The following is a 23,873-nucleotide window of genomic DNA, read 5'->3' as shown; positions in this document are numbered from 1 at the left end:
TCCTTTGTGCTTGCAGAAAAAGAATAAGCGGTATTTGGGGTGACCGAATGGTTATTCAACCGGTTCACTAATGCATTGAAGCGGATGGCCCGCGCTGTGCGCCGCATCGAGCACCTGATCGACCTTGGTGGCTGCCACGTCGCGCGAATACACGCCGCAGACGCCTTTGCCGTCGAGGTGGATCTTGAGCATGATCTGCGTGGCCGTTTCGCGGTCTTTGCTAAAGAACTCCTGCAGCACCACAATGACAAATTCCATGGGGGTGAAATCGTCGTTGAGCATCAGCACCCGGTACATCTGCGGCGGCTGGGTCTTTTGCGGGCGCCGTTCGAGCACGACCGAGTCGCCGTCGTCCGGCCTGGGCCGGGTGACGCGGGGCGTGCGCGGGGGTGCTGGAGGTTGGGTTGCCATGAAATTCATTCTAGCGAGGGTGCAAACAGCCTGCTGGTGGAAAAGGCATGCCTTCGCACGCCAGGGAAAGTAACTGAGTGCGCCCAGGGGCTTTTCAAGCCCGAAGGTCCTCATTCGTAGACCACTACGGCGCGTCCAAGTTCAGCCTCGGTTGACCAGGCCGCGAGCGCCGCATCACTGGGGTACATGCGGTGGGCGTCGCCCAATTGCAACTCTGCACTGGCGGCGCCTTCTGCACTGCAGCAGCGCAGGCCCAGGCGCACACGCAGGCCGTGCACCAGGTCGCCATGCTCGGTAGGTTCCTTGCGCGCTGCGTACTCCTGCAACAGCCGCGCCACTTGCGGGGGCTTGTCGCCCACGTCCACGCGCAGGTATTTGCCAAAACGGCAGCGTGCCTGGGCCAGGTCACCCGCCTGCTGGACGACGAAGCGCGCCTCGAATCCGTTGCGCCCCGGCTGCAAGCGGCCGGTGGCAATCAAGAGTTCATCGTCCTTGAACAGCTCGCGGTGCTGCTGCACCAGCGCGTCGCTCGCGGTGGCCTCGACCCGGCCAACGCCGTCTTCCAGCACGAAGATGGCCTGGCGGCCGCGCTGGCCGTTGATGACGCGAAAGTCGCTGACGATACCAGCCACGGTCTGCGGCTCGCGGCTGTCCTTGAGCTCGTCAATGCCGCTGCGCACAAAGCGGCGCACTTCCCGTGCCACCTCGTCAAACAAATGGCCGGAGAGGTAGAAACCCAGCGCCGTTTTCTCATACGTGAGTTGCTCGCGCACGCCCCAGGGCGTTACCGCGACCAAATCTGGCTCTTGGGTGCTAGAGCCATGGGCGTCGCCGTCGTCCATGTCGAACAAGCCACCCTGGTGCTCGTTGGCCTGCGCCGCTGCGGCGAAATCGAACGCCCGGTCGATAGACGCACTGAGCGCCGCGCGGTTGCGCTCCAGCGCATCGAAGGCACCGGCCTTGATGAGCGCGTCCACCGTGCGCTTGTTGAGGCGCGTGCGGTCGACGCGCAGGCAAAAGTCGAACAGGCTGGTAAATGGCCCTGAACGGCTGCCGTGGGCGCCCTCTCCGCGCCCCTCACGCGCCGCGACAATGGCCTCGATAGCCTGCTGCCCAGTGCCTTTCACCGCACCCAGGCCATAGCGAACGACGGTGTCGGATACAGGTTCGAAGCGGTAACGGCCGCGGTTCACGTCTGGCGGTTCGAAGGAGAGGCCAAAGTTCTTGCGCGCGTCCTCGAACAGCACCTTGAGCTTGTCGGTGTCGTCCATTTCCACGGTCATATTGGCGCAGAAGAACTCGGCGGTGTAGTGCACCTTGAGCCAGCCGGTGTGGTAGGCCAGCAGCGAGTAGGCGGCGGCGTGCGACTTGTTGAAGCCGTAGCCGGCAAACTTCTCCATCAGGTCGAAAACTTCGTCGGCCTTTTCGATGGAGAGGCCATTCTTGGCCGCGCCCTCACGGAAGATGCCGCGGTGCTGCGCCATCTCCTCGGCCTTTTTCTTGCCCATGGCGCGGCGCAGCAGATCGGCGCCGCCCAGGCTGTAGCCGCCCAGAATCTGCGCGGTCTGCATCACCTGCTCCTGGTAGACCATGATGCCGTAGGTCTCCGACAGCATTTCTTCTACCAGCGGGTGCGGGTATTCGACCGGCTCGCGCCCGTGCTTGCGCGCGACGAAGCTGGGGATCAGGTCCATGGGCCCCGGCCGGTACAAGGCGTTAAGGGCAATCAGGTCTTCGAGCCGCGTCGGCTTGGCCTCCTTGAGCATGCCCTGCATGCCACGGCTTTCAAACTGGAACACCGCTTCGGTCTTGCCCTGCTGGAACAAGCGGTACGTGGGCGCATCGTCCAAGGGAATGTTCTCAAAGGCAAAGTCCTGCTGGCCCTTGTGCCGGCGCATGATGAATTCGCGCGCGATTTCCAGGATGGTGAGCGTGGCCAGGCCCAGAAAGTCGAACTTGACGAGACCGACGGCCTCGACGTCGTCCTTGTCGTACTGGCTCACGGCGGACTCGCTGCCCGGCTGCTGATAGAGCGGGCAAAAATCGGTCAGCTTGCCCGGCGCAATCAGCACGCCGCCCGCGTGCATGCCGACGTTGCGCGTCATACCCTCCAACTTTTGCGCCAGCGCCAGCAAGGTTTTCACCTCGTCTTCGCGGGCCAGGCGCTCGGCCAGAATAGGCTCGGCCTCGATGGCCCCGGCAATGGTGATGTGCTGGCCTGGCTTGTTGGGAATGAGCTTGCTGATGCCGTCGCAAAAGGTGTAGCTCATGTCGAGCACGCGGCCCACATCGCGGATGGCGGCGCGGGCGGCCATGGTGCCGAAGGTGGCGATCTGGCTGACCGCGTCCTTACCGTATTTTTCCTTGACATAGTCAATGACGCGGTCGCGGTTGGCCTGGCAGAAGTCGATGTCGAAGTCTGGCATCGACACCCGCTCGGGGTTCAGAAAGCGCTCGAACAGCAGCTTGTATTCCAGCGGGTCCAGGTCGGTGATCTTGAGCGCGTACGCCACCAGCGAGCCGGCGCCCGAGCCGCGCCCCGGGCCCACAGGGCAGCCGTTTTTCTTGGCCCAGTTGATGAAGTCACCAACGATCAGGAAGTAGCCCGGAAACCCCATCTTGAGGATGGTTTTAAGCTCAAACTCAAGGCGCTCGACATAGCGAGGCCGCTGGCGCTCGCGCTCTTGCGCATCCGGGTACAAGTGCGCCAGGCGCTGCTCCAGGCCCTCGAAGGACGAAATTCGAAAGAATTCATCAATCGGGATGCCGCCTGGGGTGGGGAAATCGGGCAGTTGGGGCTTGCCCAGCACCAGCGAGAGGTTGCAGCGCTTGGCGATTTCCACCGTATTGGCCAGCGCGCTGGGCAGGTCGGCAAACAGCGCCTGCATTTCAGCAGCCGTCTTGAAATACTGCTCGCGCGTGAAGCGCCGCACGCGCCGGGCATTGCCGAGGATTTCACCCTCGGCAATGCAGACACGCGCCTCATGCGCCTCGTAATCGTCGGGGCTGGCGAACTGCACCGGGTGCGTGGCCACCAGCGGCAGTTCGAGCCGTGCGGCAAGGCGTGCTGCGGCAACCACGTGCACTTCGTCGTCGGCCCGGCCGGCGCGCTGGACTTCCAGGTAAAAACGGTGGGGAAATACGCGTGCCAGGCGCAGCGCGCAATCGGCGGCGGCTGTCTCATCACCCCGCACCAGCGCCGCACCCACTGGGCCAGCCTGCGCGCCCGAGAGCGCAATCAGCCCTTCGCCCAGTTCCTCCAGCCACTCCCAACGCGCCAGCGCCTGGGTTTTGGAGGCGCTGCGCGTCCAGGCGCGCGCCAGGATTTCCGACAGGTTCAGGTACCCCTGCGTGCCCTGCACCAGCAGCACCAGACGCGACGGCGCGGCGCCGTCGAGACCCTCCAATGGCAGCTCGGCGCCCAGCAAAGGCTTGACCCCCTTGGCACGTGCTGCCTTGTAAAACTTGACGGCGCCAAAGAGGTTGCTCAGGTCGGTAATGGCAAGTGCCGGCTGTTGATCGGCCGCTGCGCTGGCCACAGCCTCGTCGATTCGGTTGGTTCCATCGACGACGGAAAACTCGGTGTGCAGGCGCAAATGAACAAACATCCCGTCATTGTAGAAAGCCGCTTGCAGCCCAGTGCCGGCCCGCTCGTATCGGGCCGCTAGAATGCTTTTTTTGCCGACAGGGCGCTGGCCACTGCCACTGCCCTGCCCCAACCTCTGCTCCTCAGAAAGCCATTCGCCATGCTGCGTGCGCCCCGTGCCCTCCTTCCTGCCCTGCTGGCTGCCGCCGCGCTCGTGGCGGGCTGTGCGAGCAGTGTCGAAGACAAGACGGCCAACTGGTCGACCGAAAAGATTGCCGCCGAGGCACGCGACGAGATGAACGGTGGCAGCTACGACAAGGCCGTGCCCCTGCTGGAAAAGCTCGAAGGCCGTGCCGCTGGCACGCCCCAAGCCCAGCAGGCCCAGCTCGACAAGGCCTACGCCCAGTACAAAGGCCAGGAAAAAGCGCAGGCCCTGGCGACACTGGAGCGCTTCATCAAGTTGCACCCTGCCAGCCCAGCGCTCGATTACGCGCTCTACCTCAAAGGTCTGATCAACTTTAACGACGACCTGGGAATGTTCTCCTGGCTGTCGCGGCAAGACCTCTCAGAGCGCGACCAAAAGGCGGCCAAGGATTCGTTCGAAACCTTCCGCGAGCTGACCACGCGCTTTCCCAACTCGCGCTACGCGCAGGACGCGCGCCAGCGCATGACGTACATCGTCAACTCGCTCGCCCAATACGAAGTGCATGTGGCGCGCTACTACTACGACCGAGGCGCCTATGTGGCCGCCATCGCACGCGCACAGCGCGCAGTGGCCGACTACGATGCGGTGCCGGCAACCGAAGAGGCGCTCTACATCCTGGTCAAGTCGTACGATGCCCTGGGTTTGACCCAGTTGCGCGACGACGCGCGACGCGTGCTGGACAAGAACTATCCCAACAGCACCTTCATCGCCAACGGTTTCAAGGGGGCGTCGAAACCGTGGTGGGTGTTGTGGTGAGCTCGGCCAGAGCCTCGTCAAACGCCTGAGCGTCCAGCAGGCGGCGCATGGGCGGCAGGGCACGCAGCAATCGCTTGCCGTAGCCCCTATCGGTGAGGCGCCGGTCGCACACGACCAGGATGCCGCGATCGGTTTCGCTGCGAATCAAACGCCCTGCGCCTTGCTTGAGCGCAACAGCGGCCTCAGGCACCGCATAGTGGGCAAACGCGCTGCGGCCGAGCGCCTCCATGCGCTGTCCGCGGGCCCGCGCCAGCGGATCGCCTGGCGGGGGAAAGGGCAGCTTGTCGATCACCACCAGCTGCAAAGTGTCGCCGGGAACATCGAAACCCTCCCAGAAGCTGGCAGAGGCCACCAGCACGCAGCCGCCCTGCCCCCGTGAGCTGCCGGAGCGAAAACGCTCCATCAACCAGCGCTTGGGCGATTCACCCTGCACCAGAACCTCCACACCCGCTTGGGCAGGCAAGCCCTCACGCAGCCCGGCGCCAATCGCACGCAAGGCGCGCAGGCTGGTGGTCAGTACCAGAGTGCGCCCGCCCAGGCGCTGCACGGCGGGGGCCAGCCATACGGCCAAAGCGCTGCTGTGCGCTTCGTCGCCCGGTGCCGGCAAATGCTGCGGCACATAGAGCGCAGCCTGCGCCGCGTAGTCAAACGGGCTTGCGACGCGCAGCACACGGGCGTTTTGCAGGCCACAAGGCTCGGTGAACCACGACAGGCGCTCATCGTCACCCAGGGTGGCGGAGGTGAAAATCCAGGTGCGCGGCACCGAAAGGCCTTCCTGCACGGCGGGGGCGGGCGCGGGCACGGCTTCCGCTTCTGGGTCGGGCAGCCCCATCAGGCGCGAGCGCAGGGCCTGCGCCACGTCGTGCGGCGATTCCATCAGACGCAGTTCACTCGCCGAGACCTCCAGCCAGCGCACGTGCTCACCCGCAGCCGGCGCCGCAAAGCGCCGTGCCAGAGCCAGCAAGTCCTCGGCACGCTCCAGCAAACGGTCAAGCTCAGGCGCGTAAGCCGATGCGTGTGTCAGCGCAGCCGAAATACCTTCGAGCTGCAGCAGAAGGCTGTCAAACATTTCCGTCCAGGCCCTGGCCTCGTACCCTTGCGGTGCGCCGCCCTCCCACGCCCGGCGCCCAGCAGCGCCATCGCCGCCGGGCAGCGTGCGCAAGCTGCGCGCCGCAGTATCGAGTGCAGCGGCAAGCGCATGCCAATCGGCCAGGCCGAGCGCCGATTGGCGGCCCGTGGCCAACAATTCGCGCGCGAAATCCTGCAGGCGCGCACTGCCCAGCTGCGCACCCAGGAACTGCACGCCGATGTCGTTGAGCTGGTGCGCTTCGTCCACCACCACCACACGCACGCTCGGCAGCAACGGCGCAATATCCGACTCGCGTACCGCCATGTCGGCAAATAGCAGGTGGTGATTGACCACCACCACATCGGCTGCAAGGGCATTGCGGCGCGCCAGGTTGACATGGCAGTCCCGCGCGTAGGCACAGGCCGCGCCGAGGCAGTTGTCGCGCGTGGACGTAACCAAGGTAGCGATACTGCTGCGCTCGTCGAGATGCGGCAGCTCCACCAAGTCACCGGTTTGCGTGGCCTGCGCCCATTGCTCCACTTCGCCCAGGCTGCATGCCAAGGCGTTGTCCATTGCCTGCTGGCGGGCACTGACCAGTCGGTGCCAGCACAGGTAGCTCGAACGGCCCTTGAGCAGCGCCGTGCGCTTGGGCAGGCCAAGCGCCTGCAGCACACGCGGCAGATCGCGGCCATAGAGCTGATCCTGCAAGGCTTTGGTGGCGGTGGAGAGCAGCACACGCTCACCGCTGAGCAAGGCGGGCACCAGGTAGGCATAGGTCTTGCCCACCCCGGTGCCGGCCTCGACCACCAGTGCACGGCCCTGCGAGATGGCGCTGGCGACGGCGAGCGCCATCTCGGTCTGGCCGGCGCGCAAGAGAAAGCCCGTGTGGGCTTGCGCCAAAACACCCACTTCGGAAAACGCATCGGCCACCTCCTGCTCCCATTCGGACAGCGCAGATGTGGCCGCTGACGCCGTCAGCGAGGGGGGATTGGGTGGCAAGGACGAAGCTTGAGTGGACATGCAGGCGCCGCAGGCATGGCGAAAATCCCACACGGCGCCAGATAATACAGGCGCGGCTGCACCACAAGCGGTGCAGCGCACCCACACTGCGCGACAATCCCCCGCATGGCCAAAGCGTTTCGCCTCATTGCCTCGACTGGCATCCACAAGGGTGACCGCGACTACCAGCAAGACCAGGTGCTGCTGCTGGCGCATCCGCGCTTCAACGGCTGCGTGCTGGCCGTGCTGGCCGATGGCATGGGAGGCCGCAGCGGCGGACGCAAAGCCTCCGACCAGGTCATGATGTCGGCGCAGCAGCTGTTCGACCGCTACGCACCGGATTCAGACGATGCGGCCGCCATGCTGGCCAACATGGTGCAGGAAGCGCACATCGTCATCCGGCTGACCGCCATTACGGCGGAGCAGGAACCGCACAGCACGATTGCCGCCTTCCTGATCAACCCGCGGGGCGACTGCCATTGGGTCCACGCGGGGGACTCCCGTATCTACCATTTCCGTGGCGGACTGCTCGTCAAGCGCACCAGCGATCACTCCTACGTGCAGGCGCTGGTCGATCGTGGCGAGATCACGGAAGCCGAAGCAAACGTGCACCCGCACTCCAACATTCTGGTGGGCTGCCTGGGCACCGAAAGCGATCCACCGCTGACCACGCATTTCATCCCGCAGTTGCAACCGGGCGACGTGTTGCTCGCCTGCAGCGACGGGGTCTGGCACTATTTTTCCCCGTCCGAGCTGGCCTCGGTGGTGGAATCGCTCTCGCCACGCGAAGCAACGGAGTTTTTGATCGACAAGGCGCGCATGCGTGCACGCGGCGGCGGCGACAACCTCTCGCTCGCCATCGTCAAGGTGGAAGCGCTGGCCGACCAACCACCGCCACCGCTCAAGGCGTTTCCCATCCAAACCTGAGCGTTCGCTGGTGAAGGCCTGCCAGGCCTTCCTCGCAAGACAGCTTCAGGGCGGATCTGGCAGCGGCGCAGCCTGCGGGTGGCCGCTTGCCTCGCGCTGTGCCTGGTGGCGCCGCAGGGCCTGTGCACGCTCGGCTGCGGCGCTTTGCTTGTCGAGCAGGCGCTGGCGGGCCTGCGCCGCATCCTGGGCGCGCCGCGCACGCGCTTGCTCGGCGTTGCCAACAGATGCACTCTGGTTCGCCGGGCTGCGGTGTGCGCTGGGCGCCGGCGGATTGGGGCGGTGCGTCCGGGGGCCAGTGGGTGCTGGGTGCGCGCCACCAAGAGCCGCTTTTTCTGCTGCGGCGGCCTGTTTGTCCTGCAATTCCTGGCGGTGCGCATCGGTGCGCTCGCGCCGGGCTGCATCCTTCAGGTCGTTTTCCCGCTGTTGCACTGCTGCCCGCTCGCTGCGCGCCTGCTGACGGGCGCTGCGCAGGCAGCCATTGACAGCGAACTTCTGGTAGCACGCTGCCTCCGCTGCCGCCAGGCGCTTGTCAATGGCGCTGCGTTCCTGTTTCAGCTGCGCCTCGTCGGTCTCTTTGGCCGAAACAGCGCCCGCCACCACCAGCAGACTGCACAGCACGAGGAAAAGCTTGTTGTGGCGCATTAGGTCAAACCTGTGTCCACATCGCGCCGCTCCAGCGCAAGGAACTCCTTGGACTGCATCTCGTTGAGGCGCGAGACGGTACGGGGAAATTCATGCACCAGCGGCCCTTCCGTATACAGCGCCTCGGGCGGCACGGCGGCCGACAGGATGAGCTTGACGCGCCGGTCGTACAGCACGTCGATCAGCCAGGTGAAGCGCCGAGCGGGCGACGCCATGCTGACGGGCATGTGCGGCACGTCGGAGAGCAGGACCGTGTGGAACTGCGTGGCGATCTCCAGGTAGTCGTTCTGCGAGCGCGGGCCGCCGCACAGCGTCCTGAAGTCGAACCAGACCACTCCGCCCGCCTTGCGCCGCGCCACGATTTCGCGCGATTCGATGTGCAGCACCGGGTCTTCGTCGCGCACCTCGGCGAGCCGGTCAAACGCGGCCGACATGGCGGCATCGGCCTGGGGGCCGAGCGGCGTGTGGTAGAGCTGCACTTGCTCCATGGTGCGGCCCCGGTAGTCGGTGCCGTTGTCCACATTGATGACTTCGAGCCGGTCGTTCAGCAAGGCGATCGCCGGCAGGATGCGGTCGCGGTGCAGGCCGTTGGGGTAGAGCTCATCGGGCTTGAAATTCGACGTGGTGACAAAACCCACGCCATTGGCAAACATCGCCGCCAGCAAGCGGTGCAGGATCATCGCGTCGGTGATGTCCGCCACATGGAATTCATCAAAACAGATGAGCTTGTAGCGCTTGGCAATGCGCGCACCCAGCACATCGAGCGGGTCGGCCGTGCCCTGCAGGCTGGCGAGCTCGCGGTGCACCTCACGCATGAATTCATGAAAATGCAGGCGCACCTTGCGCTTGAGCGGCACGGCGTTGAAGAAGCAGTCCATCAGGAAGCTTTTGCCGCGCCCCACCCCGCCGTACATGTACACGCCACGCGGGATGTCCGGGTGGTTGACGAGCTTTTTCAGCGCACTGGAGCGCTTGGTTTTGTATTGGGCCCAATCGTCCGCGCAACGCTGCAGGGCCGCGACCGCGCGCTCCTGTGCCGGATCGCTCTGGTAGCCCTTGCTCGCCAATTCGGCGCGGTAGGCCGTGACTACAGAATCAGACAGACAACGCCTTTGTTACTAAACTTATAGCTGCCAGCGCTTATCCAGTAAGCGCTAGCGCCCTATTTCACTACAAATTTCAAGTTAGAAATTCAGCGTGCGCTTGTCCACTGCCAGGGCCGCTTCCTTCACGGATTCGGAGAGCGAGGGGTGCGCATGGCAGATGCGGGCGATGTCTTCGCTGCTGGCCTTGAACTCCATGGCGACCACGGCTTCGGCAATCAGTTCGCTGGCCATCGGGCCGACGATGTGCACGCCCAGAATTTCATCGGTCGCCGCATCGGCCAGGAACTTGACCATGCCGGTCGTGTCGCCCAGGGCGCGCGCGCGGCCGTTGGCCAGGAACGGGAAGGTGCCGGCCTTGTACTTGACGCCATCCGCTTTGAGCTGCTGCTCGGTGCGGCCCACCCAGGCGATCTCGGGGCTGGTGTAGATGACCCAGGGAATGGTGTTGAAGTTGACGTGGCCATGCTGGCCCGCCATGCGTTCGGCCACGGCCACGCCCTCTTCCTCGGCCTTGTGTGCCAGCATGGGACCGCGGACCACGTCGCCCACGGCCCAGACACCGGGCAGGTTGGTCTTGCAATCGGCATCGACCACGATCTCGCCACGGTCGCCCAGTTGCAGGCCCACAGCCTCGGCGTTCAGGCCGATGGTGTTGGGCACGCGGCCGATGGAGACGATGAGCTTGTCCACGTCCAGCGTCTGGGCCTCGCCCTTGGCGCTGGTGTAGGCGATGCTGACGCCCTTCTTGCCAGATTTCACCTCGCCGATCTTCACGCCCAGCTCGACCTTGAGACCTTGCTTGTCGAAGGCTTTTTTGGCCTCTTTGGCAATTTGCTCATCCACCGCGCCCAGAAAGGTCGGCAGGCCTTCGAGGATGGTCACGTCGGCGCCCAGGCGGCGCCAGACCGAACCCATTTCCAGGCCAATGACGCCCGAACCAATCACGCCAAGCTTCTTGGGAACGGCACCGATGCGCAGCGCGCCGTCGTTCGACAGGATGCGCTCTTCGTCAAACTCCACGCCGGGCAAGGCACGGGCGTTGGACCCCGTGGCGACGATGACCTGCTTGGCCATCAGCGTCTCTTCGGTGCTGCCGGCCACTTTGATCTCGTAGCCGCCATCGACCGCCTTGACGAATGAGCCGCGACCATGGAAAAAGCTGACCTTGTTCTTCTTGAACAGGTACAGGATGCCATCGTTGTTCTGCTTGACCACCGCATCCTTGCGGCCGACCATTTTCGCCACGTCCATCTTCACGCCGGTGGCCGTGATGCCGTGCTCGGCAAAGTGCTTGTTGGCGTGTTCGAAATGCTCGGACGACTGCAGCAGCGCCTTGGAGGGAATGCAGCCCACGTTGGTGCAAGTGCCACCGGGTGCAGGGCCGCCCACGCCGTTCTTCCACTCGTCGATGCAGGCCACGTTGAAGCCGAGTTGCGCCGCGCGAATGGCGCCAATGTAGCCGCCGGGGCCACCGCCGATGACGATGACGTCGAATTGTTTGCTCATAAGAAACCTCGTTCAATAGGGTAAAAAACCCACCGGGCGCAGCGCCTCCAAGGCACGGCGCGGGTGGGCTGGCCACGCACAGCGGCTAGATGTCAAAGAGAAGGCGTGACGGGTCTTCCAGCGCGTCCTTCATCGCCACCAGACCGAGCACGGCTTCGCGGCCGTCGATGATGCGGTGGTCGTAAGACAGGGCCAGGTAGTTCATCGGACGGATGACGATCTGCCCGTTCTCCACCACCGCGCGGTCCTTGGTGGCGTGCACGCCCAGGATGGCCGATTGCGGCGGGTTGATGATGGGCGTCGAAAGCATGGAGCCAAAGGTGCCGCCATTGCTGATCGAGAAGGTGCCGCCAGTCATCTCTTCGATACCCAGCTTGCCATCCTTGGCCTTCTGGCCAAACTCGGCGATCTTCTTCTCGATGTCGGCAAAGCTCATCTGGTCGGCGTTGCGCAAAATCGGCACCACCAGGCCGCGCGGGCTGCCCACGGCAATACCGATGTCGAAATAGCCGTGGTACACCACATCGTTGCCATCGATGCTGGCGTTGATGACCGGGTACTTCTTGAGCGCGTGCACCGCCGCTTTGACGAAGAAGCTCATGAAGCCAATCTTGACGCCGTGCTCCTTGGTGAACGCGTCCTGGAACTTCTTGCGCATCTCCATCACGGGAGCCATGTTCACTTCGTTGAACGTGGTCAGGATGGCATTCGTCGCTTGCGACTGCAGCAGGCGCTCGGCAATGCGCGCGCGCAGACGGCTCATGGGCACGCGCTGCTCCGGGCGCTCACCCAGGTTCGTCTTGCTGGCGGGCGCCGCCACCTGCGGCAGGGACTTGGTTGGCGCCCCCGTTGGAATGCTGCTCGGCGCAGCGGCGGGCGCGGCCTTCGCTGTGCCGGAGGCCAGGGCGCCCAGCACGTCGCCCTTGGTGACGCGGCCGTCGCGGCCGGTGCCGGCGACGCTGGCCGTCGACAGGTTGTTGTCGGCCAGCAGCTTGGCCGCCGCAGGCATGGCAACGTCGCCCTTGCCGGAGCCGGCAGTGGCGGGGGCCGACGCCGCAGCGACGGGTGCTGCCGCGGCAGCCGGTGCTGACGCCGCTGGCGCTGACGCCCCTGCGACCGCTGCCGTGTCGATGCGGGCAATCAGCTGCTCGGCCGCCACGGTGGCGCCGTCGCCTTGCACGATCTCGGTGAGCACGCCTGCTGCGGGAGCGGGCACTTCCAAGACCACTTTGTCGGTTTCGACTTCGATCAGGATTTCATCGATGGCGACGGCCTCGCCGACCTTCTTCTTCCAGGCGAGCAGCGTGGCTTCCGCCACGGACTCGGACAGCTGCGGGACTTTGACTTCTACGATAGCCATATCAATCTTTCGGGAAATTTTGGGGGTTTGTGGGGGAGTCGGATCGCTGACTTACTTGGTCAGCACAAACCCCTTGAGCTTGCCGAATGCACCGTCCACCAGGGACTTTTGCTGCTCCTGGTGCAGGTGCGAATAGCCCACCGCTGGCGAAGCCGAGGCGGCGCGGCCCGAGTAGCCGAGCTTCTGGCCGTCGACCATGTTTTCGTGGATGTAGTGCTGCACAAAGAACCAGGCACCCTGGTTTTGCGGCTCGTCCTGGCACCACACGATCTCTGTCGCTTTGGGGAAGCGCTTGAGTTCCGCGGCAAAGGCCTTGTGCGGGAACGGGTAGAGCTGCTCAACACGCACGATGGCAACGTCCAGGCTTTCCATTTCGGTGCGGCGCTTGACCAGGTCGTAGTACACCTTGCCCGAGCAGGCGATGACGCGCTTGACCTTGGCAGCGTTCTTCACCACGTCCTGGTTCTGTTCCGGTATCACCGTCTGGAAGGCGCCCTTGGTGAACTCGGACAGCGGCGAGGCCGCGTCCTTGTTCCGCAGGAGCGACTTGGGCGTCATGATGATCAGGGGCTTGCGGAGGTTGCGCACCATCTGGCGGCGCAGCACGTGGAAGATCTGGCTGGCCGTCGTCGGCTGCACCACCTGCATGTTGGTGTCAGCCGACAGCTGCATGAAGCGCTCCAGGCGCGCCGAGCTGTGCTCCGGCCCCTGGCCTTCGTAGCCGTGCGGCAGCATCAGCGTGATGCCGTTGACGCGGCCCCATTTCACTTCGCCCGAGGCGATGAACTGGTCGATGACCACCTGCGCGCCGTTGGCGAAATCGCCAAACTGCGCTTCCCAGATGACCAGGGTATTCGGGTCGTTCGACGCATAGCCGTATTCAAAGGCCAGCACGGCCTCTTCCGACAGGATGGAGTCGATGACGGTGAACGGCGCCTGGTTCTCGGCCACGTTCTGCAGCGGGGTATAGCTGCCCACGTCCCACTTTTCGCGCTTCTGGTCGTGAACCACGGCGTGGCGGTGGGTAAACGTGCCGCGGCCGCAATCTTCGCCCGACAGGCGAACCGGGTAACCACTGGCGACCAGCGAGGCAAAGGCCATGTGCTCGCCCATGCCCCAATCCACCGGGTGCTCGCCGCGGCCCATGGCGGCGCGGTCGTCGTACACCTTCTTCACCAATTGGTGCGGCGTGACGGACTCTGGAATGGTGGTGATGCGCTCGGCCAGGCGCTTCCACTCCGTGAGCGGGATGGCCGTGTCGCCCGCGTCGGTCCACTTGTTCCCCAGGAAGGGGCTCCAATCGACGGCGTACTTGCTCTTGAAGTTGGTCAGCACACGCTCGGCCGTGTGGCGGCCGGCGTCCATGGCGGCGCGGTAGTCGCGCGCCATTTCGTCGCCCAGGCCTTCACCAAGCCCCTGCGCGGCAAGGCGGTCTGCATAGAGCTTGCGCGTGCCGGGGTGCTGGCCGATTTTCTTGTACATCAGCGGCTGGGTCAGGCTGGGCGTGTCCTGCTCGTTGTGGCCGAGCTTGCGGAAGCAGATGATGTCGACCACCACATCCTTGCGGAACTCCATGCGGAACTGCAGGGCCAGTTGCATGGCGAGCGCCACGGCTTCCGGATCGTCGCCGTTCACGTGCAGCACGGGCGACTCGATCATCTTGACCACGTCGGTGCAGTACAGCGTGGAGCGGCTGTCGCGCGGGTCGCTGGTGGTAAAGCCGATCTGGTTGTTGATGACGATGTGCACCGTACCGCCGGTGGTGTAACCGCGCGTTTGCGCCAGTGCCAGCGTTTCCTGGATCACGCCCTGGCCGGCAAAGGCGGCATCGCCATGCACCAGCACGGGCAGGACCTGCTTGCCGTGCGGGTCATCGCGCCGGTCCATGCGGGCGCGCACCGAACCTTCGACCACCGGGTTGACGATTTCCAGGTGCGAGGGGTTGAACGCCAGCGAGAGGTGCACCGGGCCGCCGCGCGTGCTCACGTCGGAGCTAAAGCCCTGGTGGTACTTGACGTCGCCCGACGGCAGATCTTCCGGAGCCGTGTGATCGAACTCGGCGAACAGGTCCTTGGGCATCTTGCCCAGGGTGTTGACCAGCACGTTCAGACGACCACGGTGCGCCATGCCGATGACGATTTCCTGCACGCCCGTCTCACCGGCAACCTGGATCAATTCGTCCATGGCGACGATGAAGCTCTCACCGCCTTCGAGCGAGAAACGCTTCTGCCCCACATACTTGGTGTGCAGGAAGCGCTCCAGGCCTTCGGCAGCCGTGAGACGCTCAAGAATGTGCTTTTTCTGCTCGGCGTTGAACGCCGGCTTGCTGCGGATGCTTTCGAGCTTTTGCTGCCACCAGCGCTTCTGGTTCTGGTCAGTGGCATACATGTACTCGGCACCGATGGTGCCGCAGTAGGTTTCGCGCAGCGCATTGATAAGCTCGCGCAGCGGCATGCTTTCCTTGCCGAAAAACGTGTTGCTGGCGTCGAAAACCGTTTCCTGGTCGGCATCCTTGAACTCGTAGAACGCTGGCTCGAGTTCAGGAATTTCAGGGCGCTCGGTGCGCTTGAGCGGGTCGAGGTCGGCCCAGCGCTGCCCCACGTTGCGGTACGCGGCAATGAGCTGCTGCACTGCCGTGCGCTTGCGGCCCATGTCTGCATCCGTGCTGGCGACCACCACCTTGGTGCCGCCCTGCTTGGCACGCTCGGCAAACGCGTTGACCACGGGCAAGTGCGGCACATCGCGGGCATCGCTGCCGTCCGCAGCGGGCACATGCTGGAGGGCGTCGAAGTAATCGCGCCAGTTGTCGGGGACGCTGCCTGGGTTGGCGAGGTAGTTTTCGTACATCTCCTCGACATACGGCGCGTTCCCGCCAAAGAGGTAGGTGTTGCCTTGGTAGGCTTGGTAAACGGACGGCGTCTCGTTCATATTCCGCGGGCCTTTCGCTTTCTCCAGAAAGCATTAGGTGGTTTAAGAAACCTTCCGCGACACGGCTGAACCGATTGGCGGATGCGACTGTGGCTGGGGAAGGGCCTTGGTACGGGCGGTATTGTGCCACCGATAGGCTTTCAGCGCGCTTGCGGACGCTCTCGCGTACATTCTTGGCCTGGCCCGCCCATGCCACCCATCCCGACTGCACCGTTACAGTCCCACCATGAGCCTCATGACGCATTCCAAGCTGCAGGACCGCACTTTTTTGCTGCTCCTGATCCTCGTCTCCATCGCCTTTCTGGCGATCTTGTGGCCCTATTACGAAGCCGTGTTCTGGGGCGTCGCGCTGGCAATTTTGTTTGCACCGCTGCACCGCAAGCTGCTCGCGCGCATGCCTGGCAGGCACAATCTGGCGGCCCTCTCCACGCTGATCCTGTGCCTGGTATTGGTCATTTTGCCAATGACCCTGCTGACGATTTCGCTGGTGCAAGAAGCCACGTACCTGTATGAGCGCACGCGCTCGGGGCAACTGAACTTCGGCACCTACTTCCAGCAGGTCATGGCAGCACTGCCCAGTTGGGCCGTTGGCTGGCTGGACCGCATGGAGTTGACCAACATTCCGTCTTTGCAGAACAAGCTGTCTTCAGTATCCGTGCAAGCCAGCCAGCTGATCGCAACGCGTGCGTTCAACATCGGCCAGAACACCTTGCAGTTCGTCGTCAGCCTCGGTGTCATGCTGTACCTGCTGTTTTTTCTGCTGCGCGATGGCCGCACCCTGGCCGCACGCATCAGAAGCGCGGTTCCGCTCGACGAGGGGCACAAGACGCGGCTCAGCAGCAAATTCACCACCGTGATTCGCGCCACGCTTAAAGGCAACCTCATGGTAGCGGCCACGCAGGGCCTGCTGGGCGGCCTGATTTTCTGGGTGTTGGGGTTGCAGGGACCGATTTTGTGGGGCGTGCTGATGGCATTTTTGTCCCTGCTGCCGGCCATCGGCGCAGGACTCATCTGGGGGCCGGTAGCCATCTACTTTTTTGCCACCGGTGCTGTATGGCAGGCGGTGGTGTTGGCTGTATTTGGCATCGCCGTCATCGGCATGGTGGACAACGTGCTGCGCCCGATTCTGGTCGGGCGCGATACCAAAATGCCCGACTATGTGATTCTCATTTCAACCCTGGGCGGCATGACCCTGCTGGGCCTCAACGGCTTCGTCATCGGGCCCGTGATTGCCGCGCTCTTCATGGCCTGCTGGGACCTGTTTGCGCCAGGAGACGGTTTGTAGGTGCGAGGCTACGTTCGCCCCTGACATCCGCCCTCGCGCTTGAATACCCCAAAATGTATAGCTGCTCACGCAAGACAGATAAGCGCTAGAGGCCATTTTTACTTGATTTCTGATGCCCACAACATCTCAGCCCCCGGCTTCCCGCCCGGACAATCCCCGTGCCTTGTTTCTCGCCTTTACCACCCTGGCACTGCAGGGCTTTGGCGGCGTGCTGGCCGTGGTGCAGCGCGAACTGGTCGAGCGCCGGCACTGGCTGACGAACGAGGAATTCATTGAGGACTGGGCCGTCGCCCAGGTCATGCCAGGGCCCAACGTGGTGAACCTCGCCGTGATGATGGGCGACCGCTACTTCGGGCTGCGCGGCGCACTGGCGGCACTTGCCGGAATGCTGGCGTTGCCTACGGTACTGCTGCTCGTCGTTGCCACCGTGTATGCACGGTTTTCTGGCCACCCCGCCATGGCGGGAGCCCTGCGCGGCATGGGCGCCGTGGCGGCGGGGCTGATTGGTGGCATGGCCATCAAGCTGGGCGCCGCGCTGCGCCAGCACCCACTGGGCTGGCGCACGGCCTGCGCGCTGGCCTTGATCACGGCCCTGGCCATCGCTGGCTTGCACATTCCCCTTCCCTGGGTGCTGCTGGTCGTGGGCGGCGCAGCCTGCGTGCTCAGCTGGCACAGGTTGGGCCGGCCATGACGGCAATGGCGCTGGACTGGCCAAGCTGGCTGCATCTGTTTGGCTACTACCTCGCACTGTCGCTGATGGCGGTGGGCGGTGCCATCAGCACGGCGCCTGACATGCACCGCATCCTGGTGGCTGAGCACGGCTGGATCAGCGACCCGCAGTTTGGCGCCAGCATTGCGCTTGCGCAGGCCGCCCCAGGTCCCAACGTGCTGTTCATCGCCCTGCTGGGCTGGAATGTGGGACTCAACGCTGCAGCGCAGGCGGGCAGCGGCCCGGCAGCGACCTGGGCCTGGGCGCTGATGGGCGCAGTGGTCTGCATGGCGGGCATCATGCTGCCGAGCACCACCTTGACCTTGCTGGCCACGCGCTGGGCCCAACGCAATCGCGAGCGCCGCAGCGTGCGGGCCTTTCGGCTGGGCATGGCGCCCATTGTGGTCGGGCTGGTCTGCGCCACCACCTGGGTGCTGGGGCGCGCGAACGGCGTGGCTGCCACCGACTGGCCGCTGTGGCTGCTGAGCGGGGTCTGCGGCCTGCTGGTCTGGCGCACCCAGCTGCACCTGTTGTGGCTGCTGGCCGCGGGCGCCGTGCTGGGGGCGATGGGCTGGGTGTAGCGCCTGGCGTTTCGCGCCGGCAACTGGGGGCTGACTGCCTGGTGGCTTATGGTCAAAATCGCCCACGGGCACTCCCTGCCTTGATCCAGCGCAGCCAGAGACCGATTTCTGGCACCAGTTCCTCTGAAACACCCTATGCTTTTCGGCGGCAAATACGTTCTGTAACCGTTTTTTCCGTCCGTCAACGCAACATGGGTCCGCTGATGCAAGCACAGGCAACCATTCTGGTGGTGGACGACTCCCCCGAGAACCTGCAGGTGATCTCTGCCGTGCTCAAGCAGGATTACAAGGTCAAGGTGGCCATCAATGGCGAACGCGCCCTGGCACTGGCCTCTGCGGCGGAACCGCCCGACTTGATTTTGCTGGACGTGATGATGCCCGACATGGATGGCTACGAGGTCTGCGCCCGGCTCAAGCAGAACCCTGCCACGGCGGGGATTCCCGTGCTGTTCGTATCGTCCCGCGACGACGAGGAAGATGAAGCCCGCGGCCTGTCGCTGGGCGCGATCGACTACATCGTCAAGCCCATACGCCCTTCCATCGTGCAGGCCCGGGTGCGCAACCACATCGAACTCAAGCGCAGCCGCGACCTGCTGGAGCGCCTGACCACGCAAGACCACCTCACCGGCATCAGCAACCGGCGCCGCTTTGACGACCGTTTGCATCTGGAGTGGCAGCGCGCAGCGCGCGCGCAGACACCGATGTCGCTCATTGCCATCGACATCGACCATTTCAAGGCCTACAACGACCACTACGGCCACCCCGGAGGCGACCAGTGCCTGATCCAGGTCGCCCAAGCGCTGGCGGCCTGCGTGACGCGGCCCACCGACCTGGTGGCGCGTTGCGGCGGCGAAGAGTTTGCCTGCCTGCTGCCCTCCACCGACAGCTGCGGCGCCAGCCGCCTGACCGAGCAGATGCGCGCGGCCGTTGAGGCGCTGTGCCTGGAGCACGCCCAGTCGCCCACGCACGGCCATGTCACCATCAGCCTGGGCGTGACCACGGCCATACCCCAGACGGACGAGCCCGCGCAGGCCCTGGTGGACATGGCAGACGCCGCCCTGTACGAGGCCAAAAGCGCGGGACGCAACCGCTTCGTGGCACGCATTCGCTAAGGCGATGCTGAATAAGTCACCGCGATGACGCGCGCCGTGCCTTGGGATGGGATGCAAAGCGCAAGCCGCAGCCATAGCCGCAGCAATGACGAGGATTTGCAACGCCGCAGACCGCCCGAGGGACGGATGCGCGGCGCGTGAGGGACTTGTTCAGCATGGCCCTAACTCACTGCACCGGTGCGCTCTCCTGCAGCAGGGCCAGCGCGGACTCGAAATCAAAGCCCTCGATCGCCGCGGCGATCGCCTGGTGCGCCTGCGGGCAAGCCGCCTGCAGCAGCCCGGCCTGCGCGGCCACCCAATCGAGCGAACTGGAATCTCCCGCTGCCAAAAGCTCCTGCAACCCGTGCAGGAATGCACGCACCTGCTGCGGGTCTGCGGGGGCGGCTGCAGGAGCGGCGGGCACCACGGCTCGCACCCCCAGGGCGTCCAGGCCTTCAAGAACCGGGGCCAATTCAGCAGCCAGCGTATCCAGCAAGGTGTCGATGCACGAGGCCGCATCGCCCTGTCTGCAGGCACCTTCCAGCGCTGCGGCTGCCGCCTGCACGCCCCGCGCGCCAATGCTGCCCGCCACCGATTTAAGGGTATGGGCCAGCCGCTCCGGGGCACCCGCATCGCCAGACCCTTGCGCAGTCCGAAAGGACGACACAAATGCGCCCTGGCCCGCGTGGAATTTGCCCAGCAGCGAGCGGTACAGCCCCTCGTTGTGCATCGTGGTTGCCAGTCCGGACCGGGTGTCGATGCCCGGCAGTTGCGGCAGGCCCGATGCGGCAGGTGGCGGCAACGGTCCCTGCACCGGCACCGCTGGTGCAGTAGCGCCCGACACAGCGCAGCGCGCCCCTACCCAGCGGGCGATGGTGCGGAACATGCTGCCCACATCCAGCGGCTTGGCGATGTAGTCGTTCATGCCCGTGGCCAGAGCGCGTTGGCGGTCGCCGGCCATCGCGTTGGCCGTCATGGCAATCACGGGGAGATGGCGCAGCGCCGGATGGGCACGAATTCGCCGCGTGGCCTCATAGCCGTCCATCACCGGCATTTGGCAGTCCATCAGTACGCAGTCGAATTGCGCATCGCGCGCGAGCAGATCCAGCGCCTCCTGGCCGTTGGTGGCCAGCACGGCCTGCATACCGGCATGGCGCAGCAGCTCCAGCGCCAGCTCCTGGTTCAGCTCGTTGTCTTCCACCAGCAGCAAGCGGGCGCCGGCCAACTGGTGCATGGCAGCCTGGGCATCCTGGCCCATCAGGCCCGATTGGTGCTCGACCAGCCCGATATGGTCCAGCGTGCGGCCAATCGCGTCCAGCAACTGGTTGGCCATGACCGGTTTGGTCAGCACCGAGCGCAGTGCGACACCGCAGCGCTCGGCTTCGCCCAGCGCCTCTTCACGGCCATAGGCGGTGACCATGATGGTGGCAGGCACCTGCAGGAGCGCATGCTCGTGCAGCCGCCGCAGGGTTTCGATGCCATCCATCTGCGGCATCTTCCAGTCGATCAGCACCAGGTTGTAGGGCTGGTGCTGCTGCTCGGCGCTGGCCACGGCGGCCAGGGCAGCCGCGCCATCCATCGCCGTATCCACCTGCAGGCCCAGGCTGAGGGCAATGCTGGCCGTGATCTCGCGGGCGCAGGCGTTGTCGTCCACCACAAGAACCCGCATGGCCTGAAGTGCTTCGCGGCCCAGGCGGGGTGCCGTCGTGGCGATGTCCTGGAGACCAAACCGCGCGGTGAAATGGAATTCAGAGCCCTGCCCCGACGTGCTGACCACCCAGATGCGCCCGCCCATCTGCTCGGCCAGATTGCGGGAGATGGCCAGGCCCAGACCTGTACCGCCGTAGCGGCGCGTGGTGGAGCTGTCGGCCTGGCTGAAGGGCTGGAACAGCTTGGCGCATTGTTCCGGCGTCATGCCAATGCCGGTGTCACGCACCCGGAAATACAGCTCGACCCCCTGCGCGTCCTCAGCCGTTTTTTCAATGGAGATCACCACCTCGCCGTGTTCGGTGAACTTGACGGCGTTGTTGCCCAGGTTGACCAGAATCTGCCCCAGGCGCAGCGGGTCGCCCACCAGGCCCGCCGGAATGTCCGGGGCCACGTGGAAGAGCAGCTCCAGCCCCTTGTCTTCGGTCTTGAGGCCAATCAGGTTGGCGAGATGGTCCATCACCTCATCAAGCTGAAACCCGGTCTGCTCAATCACCATCTTGCCCGCCTCGATCTTGGAAAAATCGAGCACATCGTTGATCAGGCCCAGCAAGCCCACCGCCGAGCGGTGCGCCTTCTCCACATAGTTGCGCTGGCGGTCGTCCAGCGGCGTTTGCAGCGCCAGATGCGACATCCCGATGATGGCGTTCATGGGGGTGCGGATTTCATGGCTCATGTTGGCCAGAAAATCGCTTTTCGCTCGGGTAGCTTCTTCGGCCACGCGGCGCGCCTCGGCCATGGCACGTTCGGCCGCCTTGCGCTCGGCGATGTCCTCGAACACCCAGATGGTCACTTTGCGGTGGTCAGAAGAGTGGATGGCCCGCCCCGACACCTGGGCCACGAACGTGCCCCCATCTTTGCGCGCAAACTCCCATTCCTCATTCACGTCCCGGCCCGCACCAAGCAAAGGCCCCACCAGAGCGCCGAATTCGGCATATTTTTCGGCAGAGTGGTGAATGATGCTGCCCGGCTGACCGATCAGATCCTTTGCCTCGTAGCCGAGGTATTCCCCCATGCGCTGGTTGACCCGCAGGATCACCCCATCGGCGGTGTAAATGATGCCGTTCGGGGCATTGTCGAAGATCGTTTGCTGCTCATCGAGCAGCTTGCGGTTGTTGGCCTCGCTGTCGCGCAGGCTGGCCTCGGCCATTTTCTGGTCGGTGATGTCCTGGTTGATACCGACCAGGCGGCGCGGCCGGCCGTCTGGGCCACGCAGGGCGGCGTCGCCGGTGTCCTGAATCCAGCGCCACTGCCCGGAGTGGGTGCACATGCGAAAGGTGGCCTGGTGCTCCTGCACCTTGTTGTCCAGAAAAAGCTGCAAGCGTTGCTGTACTTCCGGCAAATCATCGGGGTGGATCAGGTCTTGCCAGCACGACAGGTGGTCGGGGTAGCGGGCCAGCAGGCTCTCTTTCTCGTAGCCCAGCATTTCGGCCCAGATGTCGTTCACCGTCACGTCGCTGATACGCCCCTGGGCATCGATGCTGCAGTCGTATAGGCCCAGGTGGGCACCGCGCAAGGCGAGGTTCAGGCGCTCCTCGCTGCGCGCGATGCGCTGCTCCACGATCTGGCGCTCGGTGATGTCGTAGAGCCACGAGATAAGGTAGCGCCCATCCGAAAAATCCAGCAGCATGGACGACAGCAGCACGGTGATGGGTGTGCCATCGGTGCGCACCAGTTCGGCTTGGTAGGCCTTCACGCTGCCGTCCCGGCGCAGCTGCTCCATGAAGGTGTCGCGGTCCGCCGGGTTGCGCCAGGAACGGTAGGTGTTGTACGACGGCACATCCTCAGCAGGCACCCCCATCATGGCGGCATGCTGGCGGTTGGCAAACACCAGCCGCCCTTCCTGCGTGCCAATCACCACGCCCACGGGGCTGTTCTCCAGAATGCGCAGCAGGCGGCCCTCGTTGTCCTGGCGCTCAAGTTCAAGCTTCTTGCGCTCGGTGATGTCTTCGTAGATCCACACGGCGGAGCGCTCGTGGCCGGGAATGTTGATGCCCTGGCCCGAGACCATGGCCAAGAAAGAAGTGCCATCGCTGCGGCGAAACTCCCACTCGGTACGGACCTCTTTCCCGGCACTGAGCAGCGGCGCCGCCATGGCGGCAAAAGCCTGGTAGTTTTCTTCACTGGAGAAAAGCGTGCGCGCCACCGGCTGACCCAGCACATCGCCGCGCGCAATGCCTAAGTTTTCGCACAGACGCTTGTTCACCCGCAGCACGATGCCATCGGCCGAATAGCAAATCCCGTTGGGGGTGTTCTCGAAGATCACCTGCTGCTCCTGCAGCAGCTTGGCGATCTCGGCCTGCTGGCGGTCAATCTCCTGCCGGGCGCGGCGCTTTTCCGAAACATCGTCCACCGTGAAACGCAGCAAAATGCGCCCGCCACAGTCAAAGGCCATGAGGTTGACCTCAGCGTCGAAGATCTCGCCATTGGCCCGGCGCGCACGCCAGAGGAAATTGGCAATGCCGTGCTCGAAGATGGTACGTGTGATCTCCTCTCCCGCAGACTGCGTGTCGGTGCCGTCGTACTGGATGGGCGCCGAGAAATCCAGCGGCATCTTGCCCAGCACCTCGTCGCGCGAGGAAAAACCGTAGATGCGCACCGCTGCCAGGTTGCAATCGACGATGCCGATGGCCGGGTCGATGATGACGATGGGCACCGGAGAATCCTGATAAACGCGCTTGTTGTACGCCGCGCTGCGCACCAAGGTAGCGCGCGCCTCTTGGAGCGCGTTTTCGCTGCTCTGCAGCGCCGCCGTCAGGGCCCGGTTCTCCCGCTCCAGCGCTTCGATGTCCTGTCGCAGTGCAGACTGCGCCCCTGCCCCTGGTTCTTGCTCCATGGCCTCTCCTGTTGCATGCAGCAGGAAAGGCGCCCAAACGGCCCAAACCCCGCCAGCGGTCAACAGCCAGTATCGACAGCCACCATGGGTGGCGTCAACGCGGTGCGCGCTTGCGGCGCACTGGATACGGAGTCTGTTTGAGCCAGCGCAAGAGACGCCAATTTGCTGC

Annotated in this window: 15 protein-coding genes; 6 read left to right on the top strand and 9 right to left on the bottom strand. The window is 64.5% G+C overall.

The features are described from left to right. Positions 1 to 51 precede the first annotated feature (51 nt). Entirely contained in the window at positions 52 to 420 is a 369-nt protein-coding gene (gene clpS, locus D3F03_RS00190; protein ID WP_119107375.1) for an ATP-dependent Clp protease adapter ClpS, read from the bottom strand. Positions 421 to 521: 101 nt separating this feature from the next. Further along, complete coding sequence (gene dnaE, locus D3F03_RS00185) at positions 522 to 4,019, bottom strand: DNA polymerase III subunit alpha (RefSeq protein WP_119107374.1); 3,498 nt, start codon at positions 4,017 to 4,019, stop codon at positions 522 to 524. Between the two features lie 138 nt (positions 4,020 to 4,157). Here dnaE and D3F03_RS00180 point away from each other — a divergent pair, with 138 nt between their 5' ends. Next, positions 4,158 to 4,958, top strand: a complete 801-nt coding sequence (locus D3F03_RS00180) for an outer membrane protein assembly factor BamD (RefSeq protein ID WP_119107373.1) — start codon at positions 4,158 to 4,160, stop codon at positions 4,956 to 4,958. On the opposite strand, the gene yoaA is transcribed toward D3F03_RS00180, so the two are convergent. Further along, the gene (gene yoaA / locus D3F03_RS00175; protein WP_199665388.1) at positions 4,921 to 7,047 is read right to left on the bottom strand and encodes a DNA repair helicase YoaA; all 2,127 of its coding nucleotides are present in this window, start codon (positions 7,045 to 7,047) and stop codon (positions 4,921 to 4,923) included. The two genes, D3F03_RS00180 and yoaA, sit on opposite strands and share 38 nt — an antisense overlap. 105 nt (positions 7,048 to 7,152) lie before the next feature. Here yoaA and D3F03_RS00170 point away from each other — a divergent pair, with 105 nt between their 5' ends. Continuing rightward, positions 7,153 to 7,953 carry a PP2C family protein-serine/threonine phosphatase gene (locus D3F03_RS00170; protein ID WP_119107372.1) on the top strand — a complete coding sequence of 267 codons (801 nt, stop codon included), beginning with the start codon at positions 7,153 to 7,155 and terminating at the stop codon, positions 7,951 to 7,953. A gap of 45 nt (positions 7,954 to 7,998) precedes the next feature. Here D3F03_RS00170 and D3F03_RS00165 read toward each other — a convergent pair whose 3' ends face one another. The 5 genes from D3F03_RS00165 to D3F03_RS00145 all read right to left on the bottom strand — a co-directional run bounded on the left by D3F03_RS00165 (position 7,999) and on the right by D3F03_RS00145 (position 15,495). Beyond that, positions 7,999 to 8,595 carry a hypothetical protein gene (locus D3F03_RS00165; protein WP_119107371.1) on the bottom strand — a complete coding sequence of 199 codons (597 nt, stop codon included), beginning with the start codon at positions 8,593 to 8,595 and terminating at the stop codon, positions 7,999 to 8,001. Next, entirely contained in the window at positions 8,595 to 9,698 is a 1,104-nt protein-coding gene (zapE, locus tag D3F03_RS00160; RefSeq protein WP_119107370.1) for a cell division protein ZapE, read from the bottom strand. The genes D3F03_RS00165 and zapE overlap by 1 nt, the downstream gene beginning before the upstream one ends. A gap of 81 nt (positions 9,699 to 9,779) precedes the next feature. Beyond that, positions 9,780 to 11,207: a dihydrolipoyl dehydrogenase gene (gene lpdA, locus D3F03_RS00155; RefSeq protein ID WP_119107369.1), complete on the bottom strand. Its 1,428-nt coding sequence runs from the start codon at positions 11,205 to 11,207 to the stop codon at positions 9,780 to 9,782. Between the two features lie 85 nt (positions 11,208 to 11,292). Further along, entirely contained in the window at positions 11,293 to 12,567 is a 1,275-nt protein-coding gene (odhB, locus tag D3F03_RS00150) for a 2-oxoglutarate dehydrogenase complex dihydrolipoyllysine-residue succinyltransferase (RefSeq protein ID WP_119107368.1), read from the bottom strand. A 51-nt stretch (positions 12,568 to 12,618) separates the two neighbouring features. Then, a complete protein-coding gene (locus D3F03_RS00145; RefSeq protein WP_119107367.1) occupies positions 12,619 to 15,495 on the bottom strand; it encodes a 2-oxoglutarate dehydrogenase E1 component in 2,877 nt (958 codons plus the stop codon). A gap of 235 nt (positions 15,496 to 15,730) precedes the next feature. Here D3F03_RS00145 and D3F03_RS00140 point away from each other — a divergent pair, with 235 nt between their 5' ends. From D3F03_RS00140 to D3F03_RS00125, 4 genes are all read left to right on the top strand, one after another. After that, positions 15,731 to 16,780: an AI-2E family transporter gene (locus tag D3F03_RS00140; RefSeq protein WP_119108471.1), complete on the top strand. Its 1,050-nt coding sequence runs from the start codon at positions 15,731 to 15,733 to the stop codon at positions 16,778 to 16,780. Between the two features lie 112 nt (positions 16,781 to 16,892). Further along, entirely contained in the window at positions 16,893 to 17,471 is a 579-nt protein-coding gene (locus tag D3F03_RS00135) for a chromate transporter (protein WP_119107366.1), read from the top strand. After that, positions 17,468 to 18,070, top strand: a complete 603-nt coding sequence (locus tag D3F03_RS00130) for a chromate transporter (RefSeq protein WP_119107365.1) — start codon at positions 17,468 to 17,470, stop codon at positions 18,068 to 18,070. Before D3F03_RS00135 ends, D3F03_RS00130 begins: the two co-directional genes overlap by 4 nt. A gap of 203 nt (positions 18,071 to 18,273) precedes the next feature. Then, complete coding sequence (locus tag D3F03_RS00125) at positions 18,274 to 19,182, top strand: diguanylate cyclase domain-containing protein (protein WP_199665387.1); 909 nt, start codon at positions 18,274 to 18,276, stop codon at positions 19,180 to 19,182. A gap of 166 nt (positions 19,183 to 19,348) precedes the next feature. On the opposite strand, the gene D3F03_RS00120 is transcribed toward D3F03_RS00125, so the two are convergent. Then, positions 19,349 to 23,704, bottom strand: coding sequence for a PAS domain S-box protein (locus tag D3F03_RS00120; protein ID WP_119107363.1), 4,356 nt, complete (start codon positions 23,702 to 23,704; stop codon positions 19,349 to 19,351). Positions 23,705 to 23,873 lie beyond the last annotated feature (169 nt).

The organism is Simplicispira hankyongi, assembly GCF_003570885.1.
GTDB lineage: Bacteria > Pseudomonadota > Gammaproteobacteria > Burkholderiales > Burkholderiaceae_C > Simplicispira > Simplicispira hankyongi.
Note: the sequence above shows the minus strand (reverse complement) of the source record. Positions and strands in the feature narration are given on the sequence as shown.